A 25,110-nucleotide genomic window follows, 5' to 3' on the forward strand; every position below is an offset into this window, starting at 1 on the left:
AGAGGGTCCTCCTTCGTCCGGCACCATGCTGGACCGGTGGAGACCCCTCCGCCGAGGGCCGAAAGGCCCTGCCGGCGGGGCAGGACGGCCCGGGCCCGCCCGCGGCGGTCCCGGGAACCGCGGGCGGGAGCGCCCGCCGGGGGCCCCTCATCGGGACACCCGGCGCAGACCTTGAGGACACTCCACCGATGGAGTGATCCATCCGGGTACGGCGCAACGCTCATTGGGACCGGCGCGTTTCTCATGGCGTGCGCCCTCTGTCCGCGGCGCGCGCGGGGGTCTGCGGTCCACAGGCCCCCGAATCCCGGCCGTCGAGGCGGCGGCCCCGGTGGCAGCGATGCACCGGACCGGTCCCACCGGTCCGACACCCGGCCGGACGCGCCGGGCCCGTCCCACCGGTCCGTCCCCCGGTCCATCTGGTAAGAGGTGATGTCATGATCCTGACGAGCGAGACCCGCAGACCGTCCGTCCCGCCCGGAACCCCCCCGGCGGCGGGCCGCCCGGTGCTGCCCCCCCTCGCCCCGGGCGCCGTGCCCGGTCTCGGCCACGTCCCCGCCCTCCTGCGCGATCCGCTCGGCTTCCTCGGGTCGCTGTCCCGCCACGGCGAGGTGGTCCGGATCCGCCTCGGGCCGCGCACGGTCTGCGTGGTGACCGACGCCGGCCTGGTCCACACCCTGCTGGTGGCCCTCGCCCACGACTGCCCGCGCGGCGCCGTCCAGGACACCCTCAAGACCGCCTTCGGGGACGGCCTGCTGATGTCCGAGGGCCGGGCCCACCGCGACCGCCGCCGGACCGTCCAGCCCGCCTTCGGCGCGGACCGGATGGCCGAGTACCTGGCCGTCATGCACCGGGTCACCGAGGAACGCGCCGGGCGCTGGCGGGCCGGCCAGGTGCTCGACGTCGCCAAGGAGATGAACCACCTCGCGCTGGAGATCGTCACCCGCGCCCTGTTCGACGCCCGGCTCAGCGAGGACGCCACGGTCGCCTTCCACCGGGCCCTGCCCGACATGGTGAAGGGCCAGATCGTCCAGTCGCTCTACCCGCACCGGGCCTTCGCCCGGCTGCCGCTGCCGGTCAACCGGCGCTTCGACGCGGCGGTGCGGGTGCTCAACCAGGTCGTCGACCAGGCGGTCGCCGGGGCCGCACCCGGCACCCCGGCGGGCGGCTGCCCGGTCACCGGGGCCGGCGGCCGGCGCGGCACCACCCTGCCCGCGCTGCTGCGCGCCGCCGTCGACCCCGCCACCGGGCGGCCGCTCACCGAGGCGGACGTCCGGTCCGAGGCGATCACCATGTTCGGCGCCGGCACCGAGACCGTCTCCACCACCCTCACCTGGCTGATCGACGAGCTGGTCCGCCACCCCCGGATCGAGGCCCGCGTCCTGGCCGAGCTCGACGAGCACCTCCCGGCCGGCACCGTGCCCACCCCGGAGGCGCTGGCCCGCCTCACCTACACCCGCGCCGTCACCCAGGAGGTCGTCAGGCTGCACGCGCCGAACGCCTTCCTGATGCGCACCGCGAGCGTGCCGGTCGAGCTGGGCCGCTACCTGATCCCGGCGGGCACCGAACTGCTCTACAGCCTCACCGCGCTCCACCGCGACCCCGCGCTGTACCCGGACCCGCTCAGCTTCCGTCCCGGCCGCTGGTACGGCCCCGACGGGACGGCGGGCGCGCAAGGGGCTCCGGGCGGCGGGGCGAACGGGTCCGGCGTCGCCCGCCAGGCCTTCCTGCCCTTCGGCGCGGGCAAGCACAAGTGCATCGGCGAGGCCTTCGCCTGGGCCGAGCTGACCGTGGCCGCCGCCGTGGTGCTGCGCCGCTGGCGCCCGACGGCCGTCCCCGGTGCGCAGGCCCGCGAGGTCGTCTGGACGACGGTCCAGGCCCAGGGCCTGCGCGTGCGGCTCACCCCGCGCGGCGGCCTGCCCCCGCGGCCCCCGGGCACGCGCCGCGCACCGGCGGCGGCGCGCGACGAGGCGCCGCCGGCCCGCTCCCTCCCGATCGCCGGGCCGCGACAGTCCGGCGCGCGGCAGGCCGGGCCCCGCCGCGGCGACCCGCGCCCGGCGGAGACCGGCGGCGCCGGAGGCGGCAGGGGGACCGGCGGCGGCGCGAGCGGCAGAGCGGGCGTCGGGAGCGGCAGCCCGGCCGGCACCGCGAGAACCGCCGGTCCGACGGTGACCGCCGCCCCGGCCGGCACCCCCGGCCCCATCGGTCCCGCCCGGGGGGCGTTCACCGTCGAGCCGCTGTACCCCCCGGGCACCGCGGGGCCGCGCCGCTCCGGCGGCCTGCCCACCAGGTCGGCCCTGGGTCCCCGGCGGTCCGCCGCCACCGAGCGCCCGCAGGCGACCGCGCTGCGGAGCACCGGCCTGCGCACCACCGCCCGGACGGTCACCCGCACGGGCTCGCGCACCGCCACCCGGCCGGGCGGCGCCGTCCGGACCCTCACCGTCGACGCCGGCGGCGCCGTCCGCCGGATCGCCGATCCGGGCCCGCCGCCCGTCAACTGGCGGATCACCACCGTCCGACGGATCACCGCCGCTCCCCGGCCCGCCCCGCCGGCGCTCCCGGAGCGGCCGACCGCCCCGGTCGCCGCCCCGGTCGCCCGGCACACGCCCGGGATCCTGCGCTCCCCGGCCGAACTGCGCGCCGCCGCGGCCCGCCACAGCGACTGGACGCTGGCCCACGGCCTGCTGCGCCGGGAGGAACTGGCCCGCTACCACAGCTACGCGCTGCCCGAGCTGATCGGCCACGCCTACCCCCTCGCCCGCGGCACCGAGCTCGACCTGCTGATCGACCTCCTGGGCTGGTTCACCATCCTCGACGACCGCTTCGACGGCCCGTCCGGCCAGGATCCCGCCGTGGCCCGGGCGATCGTCGAACCGCTGCTCGCCGTGATGGCCGGCCGGCCCCTCCCGGGCGGCACGCCGCAGCCCCAACTACTGGACGCCTGGCGGGAACTGTGGCAGCGCCAGACCGCACCCATGCCCCCGGGCTGGCGGCGGCGCGCGGCGGAGGAGTGGCGCTCCTGCCTGGAGACCTTCCTCGCCGAGACCGCCCACCGGGCCGCGCACACCCACCCCGACCTCACCGAGACCATCAGGCTGCGCCGCCATGCCAGCTGCCTCTACCCGTTCATGGGCATACTGGAGCACGTCCACGGCGGTGAGGCGCCGGCGGGGCTGCACGCCGATCCCGCCCTGCACCGTCTGCGGGCGAACACCGCCGACGCGGCGACGCTGATCAACGACCTCTACTCGGCGGACCGCGAGGAGCGCCAGAACACCGGGGCCTTCAACACCGTGCTCACCCTGCAGCGGGTCCGCGGCTGCAGCCGGAGCCGGGCGGCCCGCGCGGTCGGCGCCCGGATCGCCCGGCTGACCGCCCAGAGCGAGATCCTGCGCCGGCGCCTGGTGCTCCGGCATCCGGCGGGCGGCTGGTACCTCGACGGCACCCGGGAGCTGGTCGAGGGGGTCTTCACCTGGACCAGCACCAGCCGCCGCTACACCAGGGAGGACACCCCGCGTTGACGGCCTTCGGCCGGGGTCACCGGTCCCGCGCCCTCCCCCGGCCGGGACCGGTGACCCCGGTCCGGCCGTGCCCGGTCGTGCCGGGCCGGCCCCTCCCCGGGGTCCGGCCCGGCTACTTCCGGCCGCCGAGGGCGAACAGCAGCAGCACGAACCCCGCGAACAGGTGCGTGGCGAAGATGTAGATGCCCGCCCGGATCAGCATGGCCTTGCGCCGCGCCTTCTCCTCCCGGGTGGCCCCGCTGTCCGCCCGGCCCTCGCCGGTGTGCTCGCTCATGGCCGGAGACTCCTCGGGTCGGCGGGCCCGCCGGACCGCGCGCGGCGGCCGGTCACCGGTTGCCCGCGGGCGCGGCACCGGACTCCGGGGCCCGCAGCTCGGTGAGCAGCGCGCCCTGGTCGGTGATCAGCTCGGTCAGGATCCGCCGCGCGGCCCGCAGCAGCTCCGCGACGTCCGGCGTGCTCAGGGCGTAGACGACGGTGTTGCCCTCACGGGTGGCCGTGACCAGCTGGGTGCGGCGCAGCACCGCGAGCTGCTGGGAGAGGTTCGACGGCTCGATCTCGATCGCGGCCAGCAGCTCGCGCACCGGGCGCGGCCCGTCCTGGAGCAGTTCCAGCACCCGGATGCGCACCGGGTGCCCGAGGGTGCGGAAGAACTCCGCCTTCGCCTGGTACAGCGGGACCGGCATGGTCCGTCTCTCCCTGCACATCGGTGGATGGGCTCGCCCGTCGCCGGCCCCGACCGTCCGGACCGGGCCGGCTTCTCCGGCGGGAAGCATCATCCTTGCAGATGAAGATTTCTTCAAGTCATCATGAGGATTCCGTCCGGCGGGAGACCCCCGGGGCGGACGGGCCCCCACGGTGCGATCATCCGCCCGGCGCGTCCACCGTACCGGGCCGGGTACGACGGCGGGCCCGGGGCCGCGAGAACCCCGGACCCCCGAACCCCTGGGCGCCAGTAGGCCACATGTGACATTTCACTCACGGCCCGGCGTGGTCCTGACATCGGATGCCGGGACGAGAAGCGGGGACGCGAAACGCCGAAGGGCCGAAGGGCCGAAGGGCCGAAGGGCCGAAGGGCCGAAGGGTCGACGACCGGAGCGCCGGCCTGCCTTCGACGGCACGATCGCCCGCTACTCCCCCAGCGGCAACCGGCCCGCCCCCAGCCGCCGGGCGCTCCCGATCGCCATCTCCATGAACGCGAGGGTCTCCGCCCGCCGGACGAACGGGTTCGGGTAGAGCGACCGCCGCCGCCGGCCGTCCCGGATCCGCAGGCACTCGTCCACGATCCGGTGCCACCGGTCGCCGAACACCGCCCGGGCGTACTCACCGGCGCCGCGCTTCGAGGCGATCCGCCCGGTGGCCAGCGTGTAGTGCTGCCGGCTCACCCCGAGCACACCCCGGGCCGGCTCCCACCCGTTCAGGCAGGCCAGCCCCGGCCGCGACGCCAGCCGGGAGGAACGCCGCAGCCACGGCCGCCAGAACTCCTCCAGGTTGGCGACCGTCCAGGCGGCCAGCTCCGCCCGGTCCGTGTCGATCATCAGCTCCTGGGCCCGCGGCCCGCAGAGCGTCACCCCGTGCTGCGCCAGGGTGTGCCAGAGCACCGGCGTGCGGTCGGTCCGCACCCGCCGCCGCAGCGCCCCGCCGGACACGTGCGGTCCCGGCGCCGCCTGCGCGGGCGGACCCGCCAGCTCGTGCCAGGTCAGGTAGGGGCCGTCGAAGACCGGCCCCGGATAGCGCGCCGCGAGCCGGGCGTGCGCACGCTCCAGCCCCACGAGCTGCGCCGCCGTCACCGGATCCGCGGACACGGCCACGAAGTCGATGTCGCTCCGTGCGGGGTGGAAGTCCCCCAGGGCCGTCGAACCGACCACGTACAGGCCCTCGACCAGCCCGGGCGCTGCGGCGTCGACCAGGGCCAGGTAGGCGTCGGCGATCTCGTGTACGAGAGGGTGCACAGTCACGGCGGCAAGCCTGCCATCCGGATGACCCTCCGTGTCCGTTCGTTTCCGCAAACGATCGGCGCGTGTTGGTCGCGCGAGCACCCTCTTCGCGCCACCCTCACCCCCTTTGCGCCACCCCCAGGCCACCGCACCGGCCCCGACCGGCCCCGACCGGAACGTCCGGCCGGTCCGGCCCCGGAGCACCGAGTGGCCGGTGGGCCGGACCTCCGCGGTCGTCCGGCTCCTGCCGGAGGCGGGCGGGGCAGCGGTGGGCGGTCACCCGTCCGCCGGGCCGCCGCCCCGGGCCGCCGGGCGCGCGGCGCGGTCCGGTCCGGGGGCGGGCGGGGTGAGCAGCGCGCCGGCCACGATGGCCGCGGCGGTGGCCGCGGCCTCCGGCCCCAGGCGGCGGCGGTCGGCCCGGGCGGGGCGCGCGCGGTGTCCGAGGTACCAGGTGCGCCGGGTCCGACGGGCGCCGGGCGGGGTGGTGCGGGTCATGCCGTTCACTCCTCGACTCGCGTGTTCTGCGGGGCTGGGAGAGATGATGGCCCGCCGGTCGCCCGGCGCGCGATGGGGACCGCCGCAGAGTTGCGCGGGGGGATTCCCGACTCCGCCGCGGGGGCGGCCCGGGGTCAGGGGGCGGCGAGGGAGGCCCGGAGGTCGTCGACGCGCCGGACGGCCGCCGCGAACCCGGCCGCGTCGAGACGGCCGCTGTCGAGCGCGGTGGCGAGGGCCTCGACGGCGGCGTCGCCCTGGTGGACGTCGCGGCCGGAGCAGAGGAGGAGGTCCATGCCGGCGTCGGCGGCGGCCACCGCCCGGTCGCCGGTGTCGCCGAAGGCGGTGAGGGCGCCCGCTTCGAGGGCGTCGGTGACGGTCACCCCGCCGAAGCCGAGGCGCTCGCGCAGTTCGCCCTGGACGATCGTGGGCGAGAGGCCGGCCGGCAGGCGGGCGTCGAGGGCCGGGTAGACGGCCCAGGAGGCCATCACCAGGCGGACCCCGGCCGCGATGGCGGCCCGGTACGGTTCCTCGCCACGGGCCCTGAGCTCGGCGAGCGGGACGGGGAGGATCACCGGGAGTTCGTCGGTGTTCGCCCCGGCGGGAGCGGCGCCCAGACCGGGGAAGTGCTTGGCGGTCGCGGCCACCCCGAGGCTCTGCTGGGCGGCCAGGAAGGCGGAACCCAGCCGGCCGACCGCGTCCGGCTTCGAACCGTAGGAGCGTTCGAAGTGGTCGATGAAGTTGTCCGGCGTGTCGAAGACGTCGAGCACCGGGGCCAGGTTGACGTTGAGGCCCGCCCCGGCGAGCGTGCCGGCGGCTCCGGCACCGGCCCGGGCGGCCTCGCCCGCCGGGTCGGGAGCGGTGCCGGTGCGCCGGGCGGAGATCTCCGGTGCGCCGGGCAGCCGCCGGACCTTGCCGCCCTCCTGGTCGGTCATCAGGAGCAGCGGGGCGCCGGACGGGGCCTCGGCGGCGGCCCGGTCCAGCTGGGCGACGGCCGCCCGGAGCTCGGGCAGGGAGGGGACGTTGTCCTTGAAGAAGATGACGCCGGCGGCCCGGCCCGCGCGGACGGTGTCGAGCAGCGCGGGCGGCGGGACCGGGCCAGGGTAGGAGTAGACGACCCGGCGGCCGGCGAGCCGGAGCGATTCGGTGAGGGGCACGGGGGTCGTCCTCTCCGTGGGCGTGGTCGTGGGTGTCGGCGTGGTCGTGGGTGTCGGGTGCGTGGGATGCGCGGGCGGGCCGGGCGGGGTCCGAGCGGCGGCCGGGGCGGCCGGACCCGACGGCCCGGCCGGCGCGGAGGTGGCCAGGGCGGTCAGCAGCAGGACGAGGCCCACGGTCCGGACCGCTCCGCGCGGAGTGCGGCGCGGTATTCGGCCCGGTGCTCGGCCCGGTGTTCGGCGGGGCGATGGCATCCGGCCTCCCTCGGTCGGTCGGATCCGGGCCGGCCGGTCGAACGGGGGCGTGGCACGCCCCCGGCGTCCGGCCCGGCCCGGTGGTCCGGTCGGAGCACATGGTTCGGGATCGCGGTTCGGGATCGTCGCCCGGCACCGCGGCGCCGAGCAGCGGTCCGGTCGACGCCTCCGGACGAAGGTGCGGGACCGCCGTCCAGAATGGCGGGCCGGTGCGGTGGAGTCGACCGGTCCGGCCATCGGGAGCGGCCCGGAGAGCGCACACCCGTGATCGCAGGCCCCGAGCGGCGCGCGGGGCGACACCAGCAGCCTCACCCGGGAAGCGGTCCCCCCGCCTCCCGGAGGAGCCGTCCGAGGACGGCGACGCCCTCCCCGATCGCACCGGGCGCGACGGCCGCGTAGCCGAGGACGAGCCCCGGCGGGTGCGGCAGCCGGGCGTGCCAGGACAGCGGCTGCACCTTGACCCCGTGGGCGAGCGCCGCGGCGGCGAACTCGGTGTCCGTGCAGCTCAGGCCCTGCGGGAAGGTCAGCATGAGGTGCAGCCCGGCCGCCGCGCCGTGCACGACGGCGCCGGGCAGGTGGGCACGGACGGCGGCGGTCATCGCGTCGCGGCGGCGCCGGTGGCGCGGACGCAGCAGCCGGAGGTGGCGTTCCAGCGCACCGGAGTCCATCAGCCGGGCGAGGACGAGCTGCGGGAGCGCCGCGTTGCCGAGGTCGGCGAGCCGCTTCGCGTCGACCAGCAGGTCCCGGTAGCGGGCGGGGGCGAGCATCCAGCCGGTGCGCAGCGCGGGGGCGAGGAGCTTGGAGACGCTGCCGAGGTAGAGGACCTGTTCGGGGAGGACCCCGCGCAGCGCGGGCACGGGCGGCCGGTCGTAGCGGTGTTCGGCGTCGTAGTCGTCCTCGATGACGAGCCCGCCCTCCGCGGCCCACCGGAGCAGCTCGCGCCGCCGGGCCCCGCCGAGCACCACGCCGGTCGGGAACTGGTGGGCGGGGGTGAGCAGGACGGCGCGGGCCCCGGTGGCACGCAGCGCGTCCACCCGGATGCCCTGGTCGTCGACGGGGACGGGCGGGGTGGTGGTGATCCGGTGCCCGAGGTGCTGGCGGGTGCCGAGGGAGCCCGGGTCCTCGACGGCGACGACGTCCGGTCCGGCCGCGCGGAGCACCTCGCCCGCCAGGGCGAGCGCCTGGGCGGCCCCGGCCACGACCAGGACGTCCTCGGGCTCGGCGCGGATGCCCCGGTTGCGGCCGAGCCAGTCGGCGACGGCGCGGCGCAGGGCGGGAGTGCCGCGGGGGTCGCCGTACCCGAAGTCCTGGGGCGCGAGGCCCTGGAGCACGGCGCGTTCGGCGCGCAGCCAGGCGTCGCGGGGGAAGGCCGCGAGGTCCGGGACGCCTGGCGAGAGGTCGATCCGGGCGGGCGCGTTGCGCAGCGCGTCGAAGCTGGCGGGGACGGGTGTGCGGTCGAAGGGCCCGCCGGGCGGTGCCCCGGCGGCGGCCGCGGTGCCCGACGGGGGTCCGGACGGCGGCCAGCCCGTACCGGGGTCGGCCCCGGTGCGGGGCCGGACGGTGCGGGCCGGGGACGGCGGGGGCGCGGGGGCCCGGGCGAACGGGTCGACCACCACGGTGCCGCCCCGGCCCCGGCCCGCGATCCGGCCCTCCTCGGTGAGGCGGCGGTAGGCGTCGGTGACCACGCCGCGCGAGACCCGCAGGTCGGCGGCGAGCGCCCGGGTGGCGGGCAGCCGGGTGCCGACCGGCAGCCGGCCGTCGGTGACCGCCTCCCGCAGCCGCCCGGCCAGCCAGTCCGCGAGTCCCCCGGCGGGCGCCTCCAGGGGGTCGAGCTGGAGGAAGTCCGCGCCGGCGGTTACGGACCTGTCGACGGGCCGATCATTGGACCTGTGCACCGGACCATTGTGCCGGGAGGGTGGGCGCATGACGACGAGCACCCCGCAGCCCACCACCCGCACCGCCGCCGCCCGGCGGCCCGAGCAGGCCGACCGGCCCGAGCGCACCGGGCAGGCCGGCCGGACCGCACCGGCCGTCGCGGCCGCCCCCGCGTACGTCCACGGCTACTCCCCCGCCGAGGCCCGGCGCCTCGGCGACCAGGCCGACGCGCTGGCCGAGCTCCTCCACCTCGGCACCGCCTACCCGCCGGGCAGCCGGGTCCTGGAGGCCGGGTGCGGGGTCGGCGCGCAGACCGTGCACCTGCTGACCTCCGGCCCGGACGTCCTGCTGACCGCCGCCGACATCTCGGCCGACTCACTGGCGCTGGCGCGGGCCCGGGTCGCGGCGCACGCGCCCGGCGCGCGGGTCGACTGGCACCACGGTGACCTGCACCGACTGCCCTTCCCCGACGACTCCTTCGACCACCTCTTCGTCTGCTTCGTCCTGGAGCACCTGGCCGACCCGGCGGCGGCGCTGGCCGCGCTGCGCCGGGTGCTGCGCCCGGGCGGCAGCGTGACGGTGATCGAGGGCGACCACGGCTCGGCGCTCTTCCACCCGCACGGCGAGGCCGCCCAGCGGGTCGTCGACCTGCTGGTCCGGCTCCAGGCCGACGGCGGGGGCGACGGTCTGCTCGGGCGGCGGCTGTACCCGCTGCTCACCGCGGCGGGGTTCCGGGACGTCGTGGTGGGCCCGCGCACGATGTACGCGGACGGCTCCCGGCCCGACCTGGCGGAGGGGTTCACCCGGCGGACCTTCATCGCGATGGTCGAGGCGGTGCGGGAGGACGCGGTCGGGGCCGGCCTCACCACGGCGGAGGCCTTCGACCGGGGCGTGGCCGAGCTGCGCCGGGCGGCGGAGCCGGGCGGGACCTTCCACTACACGTTCTTCAAGGCGGTGGGGGTCAACCCGTGACCGGCGGCAGCCCGGCGGCCGGACGCCGGGGTGCGGTCACTCCGGCCCGTCCCCGAGGGTGCCGAGCACGACCCGCAGGGCCTCGACGAACGCGGCCGTCCGGGGCTCGTCCAGCCCGGCCAGGATGCGTTCCTCGGTGGCGAGGTGATCGGGGAGCGCCCGGTCGATCAGGGCGTACCCCTCGTCGGTGAGGGCGACGTCGCGGCTGCGGCCGTCGGAGCCGCTGGGGGTGCGCGTGACCAGGCCGCGCGCCTCCAGCCGGTCGAGGCGCTGGCTGATCGCCCCGGAGGTGACCATCGCGCACTGCATGAGGGCCGTCGGCGTGAGGCGGTAGGGCGGACCGCTGCGGCGGAGGGTGGCGAGCACGTCGAAGGAGGCGAAGTCGAGGTCGTGCCGGGCGAAGGTCTCCTTCAGCTCGGCGTCGACCAGGCGGGACAGCCGCTTCAGCCGGCCGATCACCTCCATCGGGGAGACATCGAGGTCGGGACGCTCCGCGCGCCACTGCCGCACCACCCGGTCCACATGATCCACGCTCTCCGCCATGTCCCCAAGCCTAGATGACCCCTTAGCGGTGAGGTATCCCGGAGCAGTCGTCCCGCCACCGCTTGACCAGATTACTTAGCGCTGAGATATATTGGCTTAGTGCTAAGGAATCGACTCGCCATCGTGCTGCTCACCGCGCTCGCCCCCGCCATCTGGGGCTCCACCTATCTCGTCACCACCGAGCTGCTGCCGCCCGGCCGCCCGCTGCTCGCCGGGGTCCTGCGCGCCCTGCCCGCCGGACTGCTGCTCATCGCCCTCACCCGGCGGCTGCCGAAGGGCGGCTGGTGGTGGCGCTCGCTCGTCCTCGGCGCGCTCAACATCGGCGCCTTCTTCGCCCTCCTCTTCGTCGCCGCCTACCGCCTGCCCGGCGGGGTCGCCGCCACCGTCGGCGCCGTACAGCCGCTGATCGCCGCCGGCCTCTCCGTACTGCTCCTCGGCGACCGCCTCTCGCCGCGCACGCTCGTCTCCGGGATCGCCGGGGTGGCCGGCGTCAGCCTGCTCGTCCTGCGGGCCGACGCCCGGCTCGACGCCCTCGGCGTCGCCGCCGCGCTCGGCGGCGCGGTGGTGATGGCCACCGGCGTCGTCCTCTCCAAGCGCTGGACCTCACCCGCACCGCTGCTCGCCACCACCGGCTGGCAGCTCACCGCGGGCGGCCTGCTGCTGCTCCCGGTCGCCCTCCTGGTCGAGGGGCCGCCGCCGTCCGGCCTCACCGGCGCCAACCTGCTCGGTTACGGCTACCTGGGCCTGATCGGCGCGGCCGTCGCGTACGCCCTCTGGTTCCGGGGCATCCGCGCCCTGCCGCCGACCTCGGTCACCTTCCTCGCGCTGCTCAGCCCCGTCGTCGCCACCGCCCTCGGCTGGCTCGTCCTGGGCCAGGACCTCTCCCCGGTCCAGGCGGTCGGCGCGGTGATCGTGCTCGGGTCGCTCGTCGCCGCGCAGACCCAGCGGCCGCGGACGCCGGCCAGGCCCGTCGCCGGGGTGCCGGGCACCGGTCCCGCCGCACCCGCCGCACCCGCCGGGGACACGGCGGAGCACGCCGACGCGCGCCCCCGCCGGGCGGCCTGACGGTCAGGGCGCCCGACCGGGCCGGGGCCTCCGCGCCCGGCCCCGCAAGGGGCCCGCACCCGCTCCCGCTCCCACACCCGGGAGAACTCCCCATGCGCAGCACCGTGTTCGGCGCGAGCGGCAACACCGGCGGCCGGATCATGGCGGAGGCCGCCGCCCGCGCCCACCGCGTCACCGCCGCGCTGCGCACCCCCTCCCGGCCGCACCGACTCCCGGCGGCCGTCGGGATCGCCACCGGCGACGCCCGCGACCCCGCCGGCGTCCGCAGCCACGCCGCCGGGCAGGACGTGCCGATCACGGCCACCCGCCCGGCCCCGGTCGCGCGGCGCCGGCCAGGGAAGCGCACCCGGGAAGCACGCCCGGGGACGGCCGGGATACGGAACCGGTCCCCCCTCTTCCCGATCCCCCGAACAGCCGCACCGCACCCCTGCTAGCTTGCGTGACGATCGCCCATGTGTGCGATCCGTCAGCACATTGACGATCCATCAGCCATTCGTCCGGATCCTCACAGGGGGGCACAGGACCATGCCACGACGTCCGTTGTCCGTTCTTCTCGCCGCCGTGCTCGCACTGCTCGGCACGGCGGTACTCGCTCCGGCGGCGCAGGCCGCGCGCCCGGGGCCGGCCGCACCGGCACTCGTACCGGCGTCCGCACCCGGTACCGCACAGCCCGCCGCGGCCGCACCGGCCGTCGACGCCGACCCGGCCACCAACGCGACCCTCGCCGCCGGCTGGTCCGACTGGGAGGACCTCGGCGGCTACGCGATCAGCGCCCCGGCCGTGTCCTCCTGGGCCCCGGGCCGGCTCGACCTGTTCGTCGTCGGCGGCGACAACGCCCTCTGGCACCGCTGGTACGCCAACGGCACCTGGTACGCCTGGGAGCCCCTCGGCGGCACGCTGACGGGCAACCTGTCCGCGGTTTCCTGGGGCCTCGGCCGCATCGACGTCGTCGGTACGGACGCCGCCGGCTTCCACCTGGTCCACCGCTGGTACGACAACGGCACCTGGTACGACTGGGAGGACCTGAGCGGCGGCCTGGCCACGGTCAACCCCACCATCTCCTCCCAGGGCCTCGGCAAGCTCGACCTCTTCACGTCCGACAGCGGGAACCTGCTCCACCGCTCCTACACCGGAGGCTCCTGGACCGGCTGGACCGGTGTCGGCGGCAGCTCCGTCGGTTCGGTGGCCCCCGTCTCCTGGGGCCCCGGCCGGATCGACATCGTCGCCCGCGCCAACGACGGCCGGCTCCGCCACAACTGGTACGCCAACGGCGCCTGGGCCGGGTGGGAGACGCTCCCCGCCCAGATCACCGGCAACGTGGCGATCTCCTCACGGGGCCTCGGCCGGCTGGACGTCTTCGCCCCGGGCCCCGGCGGCCAGATCCGACAGCTCTCCTACGACGCCGCCGGCTGGCACCAGTGGGGCGATGTCGGCGCCGTCGGTGCCCCGCTGGTGGGTGCCGTCTCCTGGAACGCGAACCGGATCGACCTGTTCACCTTCGGGCCGCAGCAGCAGATCGCGCACCGGTGGTACTCCTGATCACGGCCACCGCCCGGCACCCGCACTGACCCCGGCCGCCCCGGGCGGATCCTCCCCCCGGAGGACCCGCCCGGGGCGGCGCTGCGACCGGAACGACCGGGGCCGCCGGCCGGGGATCAGGGGCCGGGGATCAGGGGCGGTCGAGCGTGATCGAGTTGATCGGCGTCAGATCGGCGTAGACGGCCACCTGGGCGGGGAGGTCGTAGCCGCAGCCCGTGCCGTTGTAGCCGGTGCACAGATGGGCGTGCGCCCCGCCGGACTGGTTGTTGAGCACCCAGTGCCAGCCGTTCTGGTTGCGGAGGTTGTGGGCGCCGTAGCTCCAGAGGACGTCGGTCGGCGGCCGGTCGGTGTCGGAGTCCTGCGGGTAGATGCAGACCGCCCCGTACGGGCAGCCGTCCCACGGACCGTCGGCGGCCCGGGCCCCGGAGCTGCCCACCGTGGTGACGGCGGCGGCCGCGAGGGCGAGCGCGGCGGTGGCGTGCATGATCCTGCGCATGGTCGTTCTCCTTCGGGTGCTGGTCCGGACCGGTTCCGGGCCGGTGCGCAGCAGCGTAGGAAGGAGCCGCCCGCAGCGGTCCCTGACGACCGACAGGGTGGCCGGGGGGCGGACCCCGGCCGGGTCGGCGCGGCGGGCGGCCGACGGGGCCGGCCGACGACGGAACGGACGCGGGTCAGCGCGACGCGGCGAAGGTGTCGCAGCGGGCCGGGTCGCCGCTGCGGTACCCGGTGGTGAACCACGCCTTGCGCTGCTCGGAGGAACCGTGGGTCCAGCTCTCGGGGTCGATCCGGCCGGTGGCCCGCTGCTGGATCCGGTCGTCGCCGACGGCCGCCGCCGCGTCCAGGCCCTGGGCGATGTCCTGGTCGGTCAGGGTGCTGATCAGCGGCCGACCGGTGGAGGGCTGCGGGGTGGTGGTGGCGTGGTGGGCCCAGACGCCGGCGTAGCAGTCGGCCTGGAGTTCGAGCTTCACCGAGGCACTGTTCTGGCCCTGCCGGTCCCGGCCGACCTTCTGCATGGTGCCGGTCAGGTTCTGGATGTGGTGACCGTACTCGTGGGCGACCACGTACGCCTCGGCGAACGGGCCGCCGGCCGCCCCGAAGCGGGTGGAGAGCTCGTCGAAGAAGCCGAGGTCGAAGTAGGCGCGCCGGTCGCCGGGGCAGTAGAAGGGGCCGACGGCGGAGCTCGCCGCGCCGCAGGCGGTGGAGACCCGGTTGGTGAACAGGACCGTCTCGGCGGGCCGGTAGGCGACGCCGGACCGGGGCAGCTGCCCTCCCCAGTACTCCTGGAGGCTGTTGGTGACGGCGACGATCCGGCAGTCCTGGCGCCGGTTGGCGTCGGCGCCGGTCCGGCAGACCTGCTGCACCTCCGCCGCCGTGGTGCCCGGCCCGGCGCCGGAACCCGTGTCGCCCGCGCCGTCGGAGAGCCCGAGGAGGCTCGGGTCGACGCCGAAGAGCACCGCGAGCAGGACGGCGATCAGGCCGGCCGCGCCGCCGCCGACGGCGACCTTCCCGCCGGGGATGCGGCGCCGGTCGTCCACCTGCGAGGTGTCGAGGTCGCCCTGGTCGTCGAACTGCATGCCGGTCGGTCCGTCCCTTGTGGTGCTGCCGGCACCGCCCGTGGTGCCGGGCGGCCGGGCCCGGCCGCCCGGCCACGGTAGCCGCTCCGGACCGCACCGCAGGGAAGGACGCGCAGGTCAGAGGCGGTTTTCCGGGAGTCGGCAGCTCCCGTGGGACGGGCCGGCGCCCGTACTCCCCCAGACCGTCCGCACCCCTGCGGGGCGGCGTGTCGCCCGACGGTCCGTCATGTCGCCCGGGCCGCGCGGCGGGACCGGGCCGCCGCGTCCGGGTGCCCACGGGTCCGTGCGTCCGCACGTCCGCACGTCCGCACGTCCGCACGTCCGCTCGTCCGGCGGGAGGCTCGGCCCGGCGGTCACCCGGCCCGTGGTCCGCCGCGGCCGGGGGCGCGGCGGAGCAGCCCGGCCGTGCTCGGGCGCAGGTGGGCGAGCCGACGTCCCGGTGACGAGCAGCCACAGATCCTCCGCATCGGGCTCGGCAACCGGGCGCGGCGCAGGGCATGGACGGTCACGACCGGACGGGTGGCGCGGTCCGTGGCACGCCGTGCCGGTCGGCCTGCCGCCGGACGGTCTCGCTCTGCGGTTCCACGCCCGCGACGGCGTCGAACACGGCGACCGCGCCGTCCAGCACCCGCAGCGAGCGCTCGACCTCGTCGGCGAGGTCGATGTGGCCGGGCGTGTCGATGAGGTTGATCCGGTGGCCGTTCCAGGGGCAGCTGACGGCCGCCACGGGGATGGTGATGCCGCGTTCGCGCTCCTGCGGGTGGCAGTCGGTGACGGTGGCGCCCTCGTGGACCTCGCCGCGCCGGTGGGTCGCGCCGGTCAGGTGGAGGACCCGTTCGGTGACGGTCGTCCTGCCCGCGTCCACATGGGCCAGGATGCCCAGGTTGCGGACAGCGGCGACGGCGGACGTGCCGGTCGTGGTGGTCGTGCCGGTCGTGGTGGTCGTGCCGGTCGTGGTGGTCGTGCCGGTCGTGGGGTTGTCGGTGCGCACGGCCCGGCGCCTCTCGGAGCTCTCGGGGAGAAGGGGGCGGCGCGATCGCGGCGACGAGGGGAAGGGGTCCGGGCGGGACCGCCCGGTCGGCTGAGCTGCCGGAGAGCCCGCCGGGCGGGCTGTCGGCCGATCCGCCGGGCCGGTCCGCCGGGAGACCTCCCGACGCGGGGTCAGGCGCTCGTCGCGCACCCGGTGCCGGCGGCGCAGCGGGCACCGGAGGGACGAGGACACCAGGATCACCTCGAACCGGGGACGAGGGGACGACGGCAGCGGTGCGGTGACGCACGACCGGTCCTCCCTCTCGCCGTCACGGTGCGCGCCACCGGCGGAACCAGGGCGGCGCGTCTCCGGCTACCGAGTCCGGGAGCGGTCCGCCCCCGGGTCACCGGGTCTTCCCGCCGTCCCGGAGCACGCCGTCCCCGAGCGCGTCCTCCCGGACCGCGCCGTTGCGAACCGCGCCGCCCGCCGTGACCGCGCCGTCCGCCGCAACCGCCCGGCCGGTCGCCCGGCGCCGCCCGGCGACGGCCGCCGACAGCCGTCGCACCGCCTCCACCAGGTCCTCCGGTTCCGCGGCGGCGGCGAAGCCGGCCCGCAGGTGGGAGGCCGGCGGTTCGGCCGGGAAGTAGCGCCGGCCCGCCTCGACCATCACACCGTGCGCGCGGGCCGCCTCGGCGACGGCGACGCACGGCGTGCGGTCCGGCAGCCGCAGCCACAGGTGCAGTCCGCCGTCGGGCAGCCGTTCGGGCGTCCAGTCCGGCAGGTGCTCCGCGAGCGCGCCGGCGAGGACCGCGCAGCGTTCGCGCAGCGCCGTGGCGAGCGTGTCCAGGTGGCGGTCCCAGGCGGAGGTGGAGAGCAGTTCGACGGCGGCCTCCTGGAGCGGCCGGGCGACGAAGGAGTCGTCGACCTCCCGCATGCCGCGCAGCCGCCCCATCACCGGCCCGCGGGCGACCACCGCGCCGATCCGCAGGCTGGGCGAGGCCGGTTTGGTGAGCGAGGTGAGGTGGACGACGGTGCCGTCCCGGTCGTCCGCGACCAGCGGCGCGGGCACCGGGCAGCCGTGGCCGAGGTCGCGGGCGAAGTCGTCCTCGATGACGAACGCGCCCGCCGCCCGGGCGATGTCCACGACCTGGCGGCGGCGTCCGGGGGCGAGCACCGCGCCGGTGGGGTTGTGGAAGGTCGGCTGGCAGTAGAGCAGCCGGGCGCCGGTCGTCGCGAAGGCCTCGGCCAGCAGGTCGGGCCGCAGGCCGTCCCCGTCGGCCGGGACGGGGACGGGGCTCAGCCCGGCCGCGCGGGCGGCGGCGAGCGCGCCGGGGTAGGTCGGCGACTCGACCAGTACGGGGCTGCCGGCCACCGCGATCGCCCGGAACAGCATGGACAGCGCGGCCTGGCCCCCGCCGGTGACCAGGACGTGTTCGGGGCCGAACCCCGGTCCGATCCGGTGGGCGAGGACGGCGCGCAGCGGAGTGATGCCGACGACCGGGGCGCGGCGCCAGGCGTCGGGGCGGCGGGCGGCGCGGACGAGCGCGGCGCCGAGCGCCCGGGTGGGCTGGAGGCTCTCGTGCAGATAGCCCCCGGCGAGGCAGATCGACCCGGCGGGCAGGGCCGTCGGGTCGATGCCCCCGCCCACGGTGACGGCCGGGTCGGTGCCCGGGACGTGCACGCGGCCGGCCAGGGCGACGGTCTGCCAGGAGGTGTCCGGCGCCCGCTCGTCCGGGCGGGCGCGGCGCACCGCGACGAAGGTGCCGCTGCCGGGCCGGGTCACCACGATGCCCTCGGCGGCGAGCTCGGCGATGGCGCGGGCGACCGTGACCGGGCCCACGCCGTGCCGGGTGATCAGGTCGCGGCTGCTGGGCAGCCGGTCGCCCGGGGCCAGCCCGGCGAGCTCGCGGCGGAGGGCCGCCACGAGGAGCTCAGTACTGCTACCGGCCGACATGGCAGGTGAGAATAGTGCTTCCGTCCCGGGCGCGGAACCGATCTCGAACGAACTCGTACCCACCGCCGAGCCGTTGGGCGTAGCGGTTTCGGAGCACGGACGCGCCGGTCCGGCGGGCGGGACCGGCGCCGGTCCCGCCGCGCACCGGTCGTCCGACCCGCCGGCGCGGCGGCGTCCGCCGGACCGCTCAGTCCCGCCGTGGCACGGCCGCGGTCGCCCGGGGCGGGCGGGCACCGCGGTTCTCCCCGTCCGCCTGCTCCGTGGCCCGCACCGACGAGGCGGACGGGGAGGCGGACGACGGGGTGCCCGAGGGGACGGACGGCGAGGGGGTCCGGCCCGGCCGGCCCAGCGCGACGCCGCCCAGGACCAGCAGCAGACCGACGACCTGGAGCGGCCCCAGTTCCTCCCCCGCCACCACCGTGCCGAGCAGGACCCCGGTGAGCGGGTTCAGCAGGCCCAGCAGTCCCACCGTCCCGGCCGGGAGGTGGCGCAGACCGGCGAACCAGGCGGTGAAGGCGAGCGCGGTCGCCACCAGCGCGACGTAGCCGAGGGCGAGCAGCTCGCGCCCGGTGGGCGCGGCGGGCGGGCCCTCGAACACGGCGGCCGCCGGCAGCAGGACCAGCCCGCCGGCCACCAGTTGCCAGGCCGTGGTGGCGAGGACGTCCGGCCCGTCCCGCCAGCGGCCGGCGAGGACGTAGCCGAGCGAGGAGACGAGCACGGCCGCCGCCGAGGCGGCCAGGCCGGGCGGACTCACCGGCTCGGCCCTGGTCAGGAGCATCAGCCCGACCCCGCCCAGGCCGACCAGTGCGCCGAGCAGGTGGGCCCGGGCGGGACGGCCGCCGGTCAGCGCCCAGGCGAGCAGCAGCATCACCAGCGGCGCGGCGGCCATCACCGTCGAGGCGACGCTGGTGGCCAGCGACTGCGAGGCGACGTACAGCAGCACGAAGAACCCGGCCGTGTTGAGCAGCCCGAGCAGCGCCGAGCGCCCCCACCAGACGCCGCGCGGCCGGCGCGGGCGCAGCGCCAGCAGGAGCAGCCCGGCGGGCAGCGCGCGCAGGGCGGCGCCCCACAGCGGGCGGTCGGCCGGGAGGAACTCGCGGGTGACGTAGTAGTTGGCGCCCCAGGCCACCGGCGCGACGGCGGTCAGCAGGGCCCACCGGAAACTGGCTTCCATGGAAGGCAATATACCTTCCATGGAAGCGACTGGACTAGGATGGCGGCATGGAGAGCAGCGGAGAGCACCACCCGGCGCGTCCGGAGCCGGCCCCGGACCACGTCGCCCTCATCCAGGCGGAGTGGCGCCGCGAGCGGCCGGACCTCGACGTTTCCCCGCAGGCCGTGATCGGACGGCTGCACCGGCTGGCGGCCCGGCTCACCGAGGAGCTGTGCCTGGTCTACGCACGCCACGGGCTGGGCGAGGGCGAGTTCGACGTGCTCGCCGCGCTGCGCCGGGCGGGAGCGCCGTTCGAGCGGGCCCCCGGGGAACTGGCCACCCGCACCATGGTCACCACGGGCGCCATGACCAAGCGGATCGACCGGCTGGAGCGGGCCGGCCTGGTCACCCGCCGCCGCAGCCAGGCGGACGGACGCGGCCGGGTGGTCGCCCTCACCGAGGCGGGCCGCCGGCTGATCGACGAGGCTTTCGGCGCGCACATGCGCAACGAGCACCGCCTGCTGGACCTGCTGACCGCCGAGGAGGCCGCCGCCCTGGAGGTCCTGCTGACGGCCTGGCAGCGGCGCCTCGACCACGGCGAGGAGGCGACCGCCCCGGGACAGTCGAAGTGAAATCCGGATGATCCGACCGGATCACCGCGATAGCGTCGCCCGGTGACGAAACGGACCTGGGACCTCGTACTGATCGGTGGCGCCTCGGGCGTCGGCAAGAGCCTGGCGGCCGGGCGGATCGCCGCCGGGACCGGTGCCTTCGTGGTGGAGTTCGACGACGTGGTCGCCGCCGTCCAGGAGCTGACCACCGCGGAGCAGCACCCGGCGCTGCACCACTTCGACGACGACGCCCCGGGTGCCGCCGGTGACCCCGGAGCCGACGGGACCGACGCCCCGGACACCGCCGAACGGGTCCTGGCGCTGCAGATCGCCACCGCCGAGGCCCTGGAGCCCGCCGTGCTCGGCGTGGTGCGCAACCGGCTGACCGTCCCGGTGCCCGCCGTCGTCGAGGGCGACTACCTCACCCCCGCCGCCTGCGCCCGCGCCGTGGCCCTGGGCCGCACGGAGGGCCGGGACGTCCGGGCGGTCTTCCTGCACGAGGGCGACGCCGGCCGGATCGCCGCCAACTACGCGGCGCGGGAACCGGGGAGCGGCGTGCAGGCGGACCGCGCCGAGGTCAGCGCGCGGTACGCGCACTGGCTCGCCGGCGAGGCCCGCCGACACGCGCTCCCGGTGGTCGACTGCCGCCCGTGGCCGACGCTGGCCGAGCGCCTGGAGCACGCCCTGCGCCACGCGCCGGCCTACGGGCCGGGCCGCGCCCATGAGCACGCCCCGGAGCACGGCCCGGCCGACGGCGGCACCCGCGGCGGTCAGATCAGCGTGTAACCGCCGCTGCGGAAGGTCGAGCCGACGTTGCTGCAGTAGGCGTAGGACCAGACCCCACCCGACCGGGTCGGCCCGTACACCACCTGGTTGTTGGCACAGACGGCCCACGCGTAGTAGCTGCGGGTGCCGTCGCAGGAGACGCCGTAGCTCACGTAGTTGCTGTACGTCGAGCAGGCGGCCACCCGGGCGGGCGCGGCCGAGGCCGGGACGGCGGCGAGGGCCGGGACGGCGAGTGCGGCGGTGGCGGCGACGGCCGCGGCGACGGTGCGGATGCTCATGGTTTCCCCTCCGGTGAAGGTCGGTGACGCGCACGGCCGGCGGGGCCGTGCGCGCTCCACTGTCCGCCCGCCGCACCGCGCGCAATCGGCAACAGGACGGGAAACCGCGAACCTCGTCACCGTCACCACCCCTTCCGCGACCGGCCGTTGTGTCGTGTTCCCGCAAGGTATGGGGCTTTTGTTCGCGCGGCCGAGCGGGACGGTTCACCGACGCGTGGTGCGGCGGTCTTTCGTGGACGATTGGCTTCCGTCGGCCTGCTGACCATGCCCCCGGGCCGCGCCGCACTCCGGCGCTCCGTGCCACCGGCCGTGTCCTGCGCCCGCGCCGGCAGCACGCACACCCCGTAGCAGTACGAGGAGCCGAACCGCCGATGTCACCGCCCGTCACCCCCACGACCACCGCCCCCGTCCCCTCCCCCGTCCCCTCCTCCGTCCCCGCGACCGCCCCGGCGCGCCGCCGCACCCGCCGCCCCGCCGCGGTGCTCGCCCTCGGCGCGCTCGTCGCCGCCGGGCTTCCCGCGCTCGCCCCCGCCGGTGCCTGGGCCGCTCCCGCCGCCCCGGGCACACCCGGCGCGAACGGCACCACGGCCGACCCCGGCCTGGTGCTCGACCGGCCCGGCGAGTCGGTCGTCACCCGCCGCGAGGTCACCCCGATCGCCCCCGGCCTGACCATGACCGCCTTCGACCGGCTCGGGAGGACCGGCTGGCTGCGCGGCAAGGTGCTGGTCGCCGACCTGGCCACCGAGGGCCTGAGCGTCGACTACCTGTCCTCCGGTCAGGTGACCACCCGCCAGACCGTCACCGGGATGGCCCGGGGCGCCGGCGCGGTCGCCGCGATCAACGGCGACTACTTCGACATGAACGCCTCCGAGGCCCCGCTCGGCGTCGGCGTCTCCCGCGGGGGCGGTCTGCTCCACGCCCCCGTCGAGGGCTGGAACCAGGCCGTGACCGTCGGTGCCGACGGCCTGGCGCGGATGGCCGAGGTGTTCCTGGAGGGCCGCGCCGCCCTGCCCGGCGGCCGGGAGCTGACGCTCACAGGGGTCAACACCTACGGTCTGCCCGCCGACGGCGTCGGCCTGTTCACCCCCGCCTGGGGCCAGGCGTCCCGGGCGGGGGTCGCCGGCGGCTCCGCGGAGGTCGTCGAGGTGGAGCTGCGGGACGGCCGGGTCACCGCCGTCCGCGACCGGCCGGGCGCGGCCGTCCCCGAGGGCGCCACCGTGCTGGTCGGCCGGGAGGCGGGCGCCCGTGCGCTGCGCGAACTCCGGCCCGGCGACCAGGTCTCCACCCGCTACCGGCCGCGCGCCTCCTTCGGCGAGGTCGCGGTGGCGGTCGGCGGCTACCAGGTGCTGGTCCGCGACGGTGTCGCCATGCAGCCCGGCGAGAACGACGGCAACGAGCTCACCGCCCGCACCGCCGTGGGTTTCTCCGCCGACAACAGGCGGATGTACCTGGTCACGGTCGACGGCCGGCAGGCGGACAGCCCGGGAATCTCGCTGCCCGACCTCGCGGTGCTGATGCGGGACATGGGCGCGCGCAACGCGCTCAACATGGACGGCGGCGGCTCGTCCGCGATGTCCGCCCGGCTGCCCGGCACGGCCGGGGCCGGCACCGTCAGCAGCCCGTCCGACAACGGCGGGGAGCGCGCCGTCGCCAACGGGCTCGGCCTGTTCTCGGCGCCGGGTTCCGGCCGGGTCACCGGCTTCCGGGTCCGTCCGGCGGAGACCGCGGACACCGCGAACCGGGTCTTCCCCGGCCTGCGCCGCACCGTCCGGGCCCTGCCGCACGACGAGACCTACGGCCCGGTGAACGGCACCGTCCCGGCGGTCCGCTGGACGGTCGCCAAGGACCCCAAGGACACGAAGGACACGAAGGAGCCCAGGGAGCCCAGGGCCCCGAAGGGCAGCACGGGCCCCGACGGCACCAAGGACTCCAGGAACTCCACGGGCGCCGGGAGCACCGGAACCGCGGGGCCCGGCACCGTGGAGGTGTCCGGCAGCGGCACCGGGGCCGTCGTCACCGGCCGCACCTCCGGCCCGGCCGCCGTCACCGCCGCGGCCGACGGTGCCGAGGCCGGCACCCTTCCGCTGACCGTGCTCGGCGCACCGGTGCGGATCACCGCGGGCACCGACCCGGTCGGTCTGGAGGCGGTCGGCGCCACCGCGAGGATCTCGGTGACCGGCTACGACGCCCAGGGCCACACCGCCCCGGTCGAGGCCGCGGACATCACCGTCACCGGCGGCGCGGGCGTGGTCGAGACCTCCGCCGCCGAGGACGGCTCGATCGCCCTCAGGGCGCTCGCCGACGGCGCCTCCGCCACGCTGCGGCTGACCGTCGGCGCGCTGGAGACCGCCGTCGCCGTCACCGTCGGCACGACCGAGAAGCCGTTCGCCGACTTCTCCGACGCCGCGGCCTGGAAGTCCGGCAACGACCGCGCCCCGGGCGGCGGCATCGCCCCCGCGGCCGGCCACGACGGCGGCCACGGCCTGCGGCTGAGCTACGACTTCACCAGGTCGACGGGCACCCGCGGCCAGTACGCGATCGCCCCCGAGGGCATCGTGCTGCCCGGCCAGCCGCGCTCGGTCACGATGTGGATCGAGGGCGACGGCAACGGCGCCTGGCCGCGCATCCAGTACCGGACCGCCGCCGGCGTCACCGCCAACCTGGACGCGCCCATGGTCACCTGGACCGGCTGGCGGAAGGTGGAGTTCCCGATCCCCTCCGGCGTCCAGTACCCGCTGACCTTCCAGCGGTTCCGGCTGATGGAGACCAGCGCCGCCCGTTCCTACACCGGCGCGCTCACCCTCGCCGACCTGCGGGTCGAGGTGGCCCCGGACGTCGAACTGCCGGTGCGCCCACGGGTCACCGACCCGGTGGTGCTCACCGCCGGCACCGTGGACGGCAGGCCGCTGCGGGTCGCGGTGATGTCGGACGCCCAGTTCGTCGCCCGCGCCCCGGAGAGCGACCTCGTCCAGGCCGCCCGCCGGACGCTGCGCGACATCGCCGCCGCCGAACCGGACCTGCTGGTCATCGCCGGCGACCTGGTGGACGAGGCGAGCCCGGCCGACTTCGCCCTCGCACGCAAGGTGCTGGACGAGTTCGACCGGCTCACCGGCGGCACCGTCCCCTGGCACTACGTGCCCGGCAACCACGAGGTGATGGGCCCCGGCACCATCGACAACTTCAGGGCCGCCTTCGGGGAGACCAGCGAGGTCTTCGACGTCAAGGGCACCCGGTTCATCACGCTGAACAGCGCGCTCGGCTCCTTCCGGGCGAGCGGCTTCGACCAGATCTCCCGGCTGCGGACCACCCTGGACGCCGCGGCCCAGGACCCCTCGGTCACCGGTCTGCTGCTGTTCGACCATCACCCGACCCGGGACCCGCTGCCCGACCAGGGCAGCCAGTTGGGCGACCGGAAGGAGGCCGGACTGGTCGAGCAGTGGCTGGCCGGCTTCCGCGCGGGCGGCAAGTCCGCCGCGATGGTCAGCGGCCACGTCGGCGCCTTCCACGCGAGCAGCGTCGACGGCGTCCCCTACCTGATCAACGGCAACTCCGGCAAGGGCCCGGCCGCCGAGCCGGACCGCGGCGGCTTCACCGGCTGGACGATGCTCGGCATCGACCCGGCGGCCGGCCGGGTCACCGACCCGTACGCGGTGCCGGACGACGCCTCGGCCTGGCTGCGCGCCGAGGTCCGGGCCCGCGCCGACGCGGTGCAGCTGAACGCCCCCGGGACGCTCGGCCTGCTGGAGTCCGTGCCGGTCGGAGCGACGTTCACCCAGGACGGCGAGCGCACGGTGCCGGTCGCCTGGCCGGTCACCGCCAGGTGGGGCGGGCAGGGCGTGCACATCGGCCCGGCCGCCGGGGCGCCGCGCGGCAGCGTCGCCGCGTACGACCCGGCCACCCGCACGCTCACCGGTCTGCGGCCCGGCGGGGCGACCCTGACCGTGACGGTCGGCGGCGTGACGGCGGAGCGCGCGCTCACCGTCGGGTCCGTCCCGGCGTGCACCACCACGCTGCGCGGCCCGCAGAAGAACCTCGCCGTCACCTCCGGCGTCGTCTGCCTGGACGGCGCCACGGTGACCGGCCCGGTGCTGGTCCAGCCGGGCGCGGCGCTGGTCGCCAAGGGCTCGGCCCTCAGGGGCCCGGTCTCGGCGCGCGGCGCGGCGGCCTTCGTGCTGACCGACAGCGAGGTGTCCGGCCCGGTCGCGGTGAGCGGCTCCACCGGGCAGGTCGCCCTGCTCTGGTCGACCGTCAACGGCCCGGCCCACCTGGCGCTCAACACCGGCGGCACCGCCGTCGCCGGCAGCACGGTGCGCGGTCCGCTCGACTGCGCGGGGAACACCCCGGCCCCCGTCGGCGGCCACGGCACCACCGTGAACGGCCCGAAGGGCGGTCAGTGCGGCGCCCTGTGACGCCGCCCCACCGCTGAACCCCCTGGCC

At 76.9% G+C, this 25,110-nt stretch carries 20 protein-coding genes and 1 pseudogene; 8 read left to right on the forward strand and 13 right to left on the reverse strand.

Annotated elements, in window-relative coordinates; translation table 11 throughout:
- Window positions 1-434 precede the first annotated feature (434 nt).
- Complete coding sequence (locus ACFCX4_RS04245; protein WP_376138808.1) at window positions 435-3,518, forward strand: cytochrome P450; 3,084 nt, start codon at window positions 435-437, stop codon at window positions 3,516-3,518.
- Between the two features lie 112 nt (window positions 3,519-3,630).
- Here the strand turns inward: ACFCX4_RS04245 and ACFCX4_RS04250 are convergent, their stop codons facing one another.
- The 6 genes from ACFCX4_RS04250 to ACFCX4_RS04275 form a co-directional block, all read right to left on the reverse strand.
- The gene (locus tag ACFCX4_RS04250) at window positions 3,631-3,792 is read right to left on the reverse strand and encodes a DUF6126 family protein (RefSeq protein ID WP_376138810.1); all 162 of its coding nucleotides are present in this window, start codon (window positions 3,790-3,792) and stop codon (window positions 3,631-3,633) included.
- A gap of 52 nt (window positions 3,793-3,844) precedes the next feature.
- On the reverse strand, window positions 3,845-4,201 hold the full coding sequence (locus ACFCX4_RS04255) for an ArsR/SmtB family transcription factor (protein WP_376138812.1): 357 nt from the start codon (window positions 4,199-4,201) through the stop codon (window positions 3,845-3,847).
- A 444-nt stretch (window positions 4,202-4,645) separates the two neighbouring features.
- Entirely contained in the window at window positions 4,646-5,473 is an 828-nt protein-coding gene (locus tag ACFCX4_RS04260) for a nucleotidyltransferase domain-containing protein (RefSeq protein WP_376138814.1), read from the reverse strand.
- Between the two features lie 255 nt (window positions 5,474-5,728).
- On the reverse strand, window positions 5,729-5,947 hold the full coding sequence (locus ACFCX4_RS04265) for a hypothetical protein (RefSeq protein ID WP_376138815.1): 219 nt from the start codon (window positions 5,945-5,947) through the stop codon (window positions 5,729-5,731).
- 134 nt (window positions 5,948-6,081) lie between these two features.
- Window positions 6,082-7,101: a glycoside hydrolase family 3 N-terminal domain-containing protein gene (locus ACFCX4_RS04270; RefSeq protein WP_376138816.1), complete on the reverse strand. Its 1,020-nt coding sequence runs from the start codon at window positions 7,099-7,101 to the stop codon at window positions 6,082-6,084.
- Window positions 7,102-7,661: 560 nt separating this feature from the next.
- Window positions 7,662-9,248, reverse strand: coding sequence for a PLP-dependent aminotransferase family protein (locus ACFCX4_RS04275; RefSeq protein WP_376138817.1), 1,587 nt, complete (start codon window positions 9,246-9,248; stop codon window positions 7,662-7,664).
- A gap of 28 nt (window positions 9,249-9,276) precedes the next feature.
- On the opposite strand from ACFCX4_RS04275, the gene ACFCX4_RS04280 reads away from it, so the two are divergent.
- On the forward strand, window positions 9,277-10,200 hold the full coding sequence (locus ACFCX4_RS04280) for a methyltransferase domain-containing protein (protein ID WP_376138819.1): 924 nt from the start codon (window positions 9,277-9,279) through the stop codon (window positions 10,198-10,200).
- A gap of 36 nt (window positions 10,201-10,236) precedes the next feature.
- On the opposite strand, the gene ACFCX4_RS04285 is transcribed toward ACFCX4_RS04280, so the two are convergent.
- Complete coding sequence (locus ACFCX4_RS04285; protein WP_376138821.1) at window positions 10,237-10,743, reverse strand: MarR family winged helix-turn-helix transcriptional regulator; 507 nt, start codon at window positions 10,741-10,743, stop codon at window positions 10,237-10,239.
- Between the two features lie 99 nt (window positions 10,744-10,842).
- On the opposite strand from ACFCX4_RS04285, the gene ACFCX4_RS04290 reads away from it, so the two are divergent.
- The 3 genes from ACFCX4_RS04290 to ACFCX4_RS04300 all read left to right on the forward strand — a co-directional run bounded on the left by ACFCX4_RS04290 (window position 10,843) and on the right by ACFCX4_RS04300 (window position 13,347).
- Window positions 10,843-11,808 carry an EamA family transporter gene (locus ACFCX4_RS04290; protein WP_376138823.1) on the forward strand — a complete coding sequence of 322 codons (966 nt, stop codon included), beginning with the start codon at window positions 10,843-10,845 and terminating at the stop codon, window positions 11,806-11,808.
- Between the two features lie 92 nt (window positions 11,809-11,900).
- The gene (locus tag ACFCX4_RS04295; protein ID WP_376138825.1) at window positions 11,901-12,242 is read left to right on the forward strand and encodes an NAD(P)H-binding protein; all 342 of its coding nucleotides are present in this window, start codon (window positions 11,901-11,903) and stop codon (window positions 12,240-12,242) included.
- Between the two features lie 106 nt (window positions 12,243-12,348).
- Window positions 12,349-13,347 (forward strand): hypothetical protein, encoded by a 999-nt coding sequence (locus tag ACFCX4_RS04300; RefSeq protein WP_376138826.1) that lies wholly within the window; start codon window positions 12,349-12,351, stop codon window positions 13,345-13,347.
- Window positions 13,348-13,477: 130 nt separating this feature from the next.
- Here the strand turns inward: ACFCX4_RS04300 and ACFCX4_RS04305 are convergent, their stop codons facing one another.
- The 5 genes and pseudogenes from ACFCX4_RS04305 to ACFCX4_RS04325 all read right to left on the reverse strand — a co-directional run bounded on the left by ACFCX4_RS04305 (window position 13,478) and on the right by ACFCX4_RS04325 (window position 19,019).
- Window positions 13,478-13,843, reverse strand: a complete 366-nt coding sequence (locus ACFCX4_RS04305; RefSeq protein WP_376138828.1) for a hypothetical protein — start codon at window positions 13,841-13,843, stop codon at window positions 13,478-13,480.
- A 175-nt stretch (window positions 13,844-14,018) separates the two neighbouring features.
- Complete coding sequence (locus tag ACFCX4_RS04310) at window positions 14,019-14,921, reverse strand: neutral zinc metallopeptidase (RefSeq protein WP_376138830.1); 903 nt, start codon at window positions 14,919-14,921, stop codon at window positions 14,019-14,021.
- A gap of 523 nt (window positions 14,922-15,444) precedes the next feature.
- Window positions 15,445-15,804: pseudogene (locus ACFCX4_RS04315) on the reverse strand (GTP-binding protein); the annotation flags it as partial.
- Between the two features lie 490 nt (window positions 15,805-16,294).
- The gene (locus ACFCX4_RS04320) at window positions 16,295-17,845 is read right to left on the reverse strand and encodes a PLP-dependent aminotransferase family protein (protein ID WP_376138832.1); all 1,551 of its coding nucleotides are present in this window, start codon (window positions 17,843-17,845) and stop codon (window positions 16,295-16,297) included.
- A 187-nt stretch (window positions 17,846-18,032) separates the two neighbouring features.
- Window positions 18,033-19,019, reverse strand: coding sequence for a DMT family transporter (locus tag ACFCX4_RS04325; protein WP_376138834.1), 987 nt, complete (start codon window positions 19,017-19,019; stop codon window positions 18,033-18,035).
- Between the two features lie 47 nt (window positions 19,020-19,066).
- On the opposite strand from ACFCX4_RS04325, the gene ACFCX4_RS04330 reads away from it, so the two are divergent.
- A complete protein-coding gene (locus ACFCX4_RS04330; RefSeq protein ID WP_376138836.1) occupies window positions 19,067-19,630 on the forward strand; it encodes a MarR family winged helix-turn-helix transcriptional regulator in 564 nt (187 codons plus the stop codon).
- A 42-nt stretch (window positions 19,631-19,672) separates the two neighbouring features.
- Window positions 19,673-20,395, forward strand: a complete 723-nt coding sequence (locus ACFCX4_RS04335) for an AAA family ATPase (RefSeq protein ID WP_376138838.1) — start codon at window positions 19,673-19,675, stop codon at window positions 20,393-20,395.
- Here ACFCX4_RS04335 and ACFCX4_RS04340 read toward each other — a convergent pair.
- Window positions 20,380-20,673: a hypothetical protein gene (locus tag ACFCX4_RS04340; RefSeq protein WP_376138840.1), complete on the reverse strand. Its 294-nt coding sequence runs from the start codon at window positions 20,671-20,673 to the stop codon at window positions 20,380-20,382. The genes ACFCX4_RS04335 and ACFCX4_RS04340 overlap by 16 nt on opposite strands.
- 371 nt (window positions 20,674-21,044) lie before the next feature.
- On the opposite strand from ACFCX4_RS04340, the gene ACFCX4_RS04345 reads away from it, so the two are divergent.
- Window positions 21,045-25,082, forward strand: coding sequence for a phosphodiester glycosidase family protein (locus ACFCX4_RS04345; RefSeq protein ID WP_376138842.1), 4,038 nt, complete (start codon window positions 21,045-21,047; stop codon window positions 25,080-25,082).
- Window positions 25,083-25,110 lie beyond the last annotated feature (28 nt).

Source organism: Kitasatospora sp. NPDC056327, assembly GCF_042261735.1.
Taxonomy (GTDB): Bacteria; Actinomycetota; Actinomycetes; order Streptomycetales; family Streptomycetaceae; genus Kitasatospora.

What these genes read in the sequence shown, in the direction of transcription:
- ACFCX4_RS04245 (WP_376138808.1), top strand. Translation starts at nt 435, where the DNA reads ATGATCCTGACGAGCGAGACCCGCAGACCGTCCGTCCCGCCCGGAACC.
- ACFCX4_RS04250 (WP_376138810.1), bottom strand. Translation starts at nt 3,792, where the DNA reads ATGAGCGAGCACACCGGCGAGGGCCGGGCGGACAGCGGGGCCACCCGG.
- ACFCX4_RS04255 (WP_376138812.1), bottom strand. Translation starts at nt 4,201, where the DNA reads ATGCCGGTCCCGCTGTACCAGGCGAAGGCGGAGTTCTTCCGCACCCTC.
- ACFCX4_RS04265 (WP_376138815.1), bottom strand. Translation starts at nt 5,947, where the DNA reads ATGACCCGCACCACCCCGCCCGGCGCCCGTCGGACCCGGCGCACCTGG.
- ACFCX4_RS04280 (WP_376138819.1), top strand. Translation starts at nt 9,277, where the DNA reads ATGACGACGAGCACCCCGCAGCCCACCACCCGCACCGCCGCCGCCCGG.
- ACFCX4_RS04285 (WP_376138821.1), bottom strand. Translation starts at nt 10,743, where the DNA reads ATGGCGGAGAGCGTGGATCATGTGGACCGGGTGGTGCGGCAGTGGCGC.
- ACFCX4_RS04295 (WP_376138825.1), top strand. Translation starts at nt 11,901, where the DNA reads ATGCGCAGCACCGTGTTCGGCGCGAGCGGCAACACCGGCGGCCGGATC.
- ACFCX4_RS04305 (WP_376138828.1), bottom strand. Translation starts at nt 13,843, where the DNA reads ATGCGCAGGATCATGCACGCCACCGCCGCGCTCGCCCTCGCGGCCGCC.
- ACFCX4_RS04310 (WP_376138830.1), bottom strand. Translation starts at nt 14,921, where the DNA reads ATGCAGTTCGACGACCAGGGCGACCTCGACACCTCGCAGGTGGACGAC.
- ACFCX4_RS04320 (WP_376138832.1), bottom strand. Translation starts at nt 17,845, where the DNA reads ATGTCGGCCGGTAGCAGTACTGAGCTCCTCGTGGCGGCCCTCCGCCGC.
- ACFCX4_RS04325 (WP_376138834.1), bottom strand. Translation starts at nt 19,019, where the DNA reads ATGGAAGCCAGTTTCCGGTGGGCCCTGCTGACCGCCGTCGCGCCGGTG.
- ACFCX4_RS04330 (WP_376138836.1), top strand. Translation starts at nt 19,067, where the DNA reads ATGGAGAGCAGCGGAGAGCACCACCCGGCGCGTCCGGAGCCGGCCCCG.
- ACFCX4_RS04340 (WP_376138840.1), bottom strand. Translation starts at nt 20,673, where the DNA reads ATGAGCATCCGCACCGTCGCCGCGGCCGTCGCCGCCACCGCCGCACTC.
- ACFCX4_RS04345 (WP_376138842.1), top strand. Translation starts at nt 21,045, where the DNA reads ATGTCACCGCCCGTCACCCCCACGACCACCGCCCCCGTCCCCTCCCCC.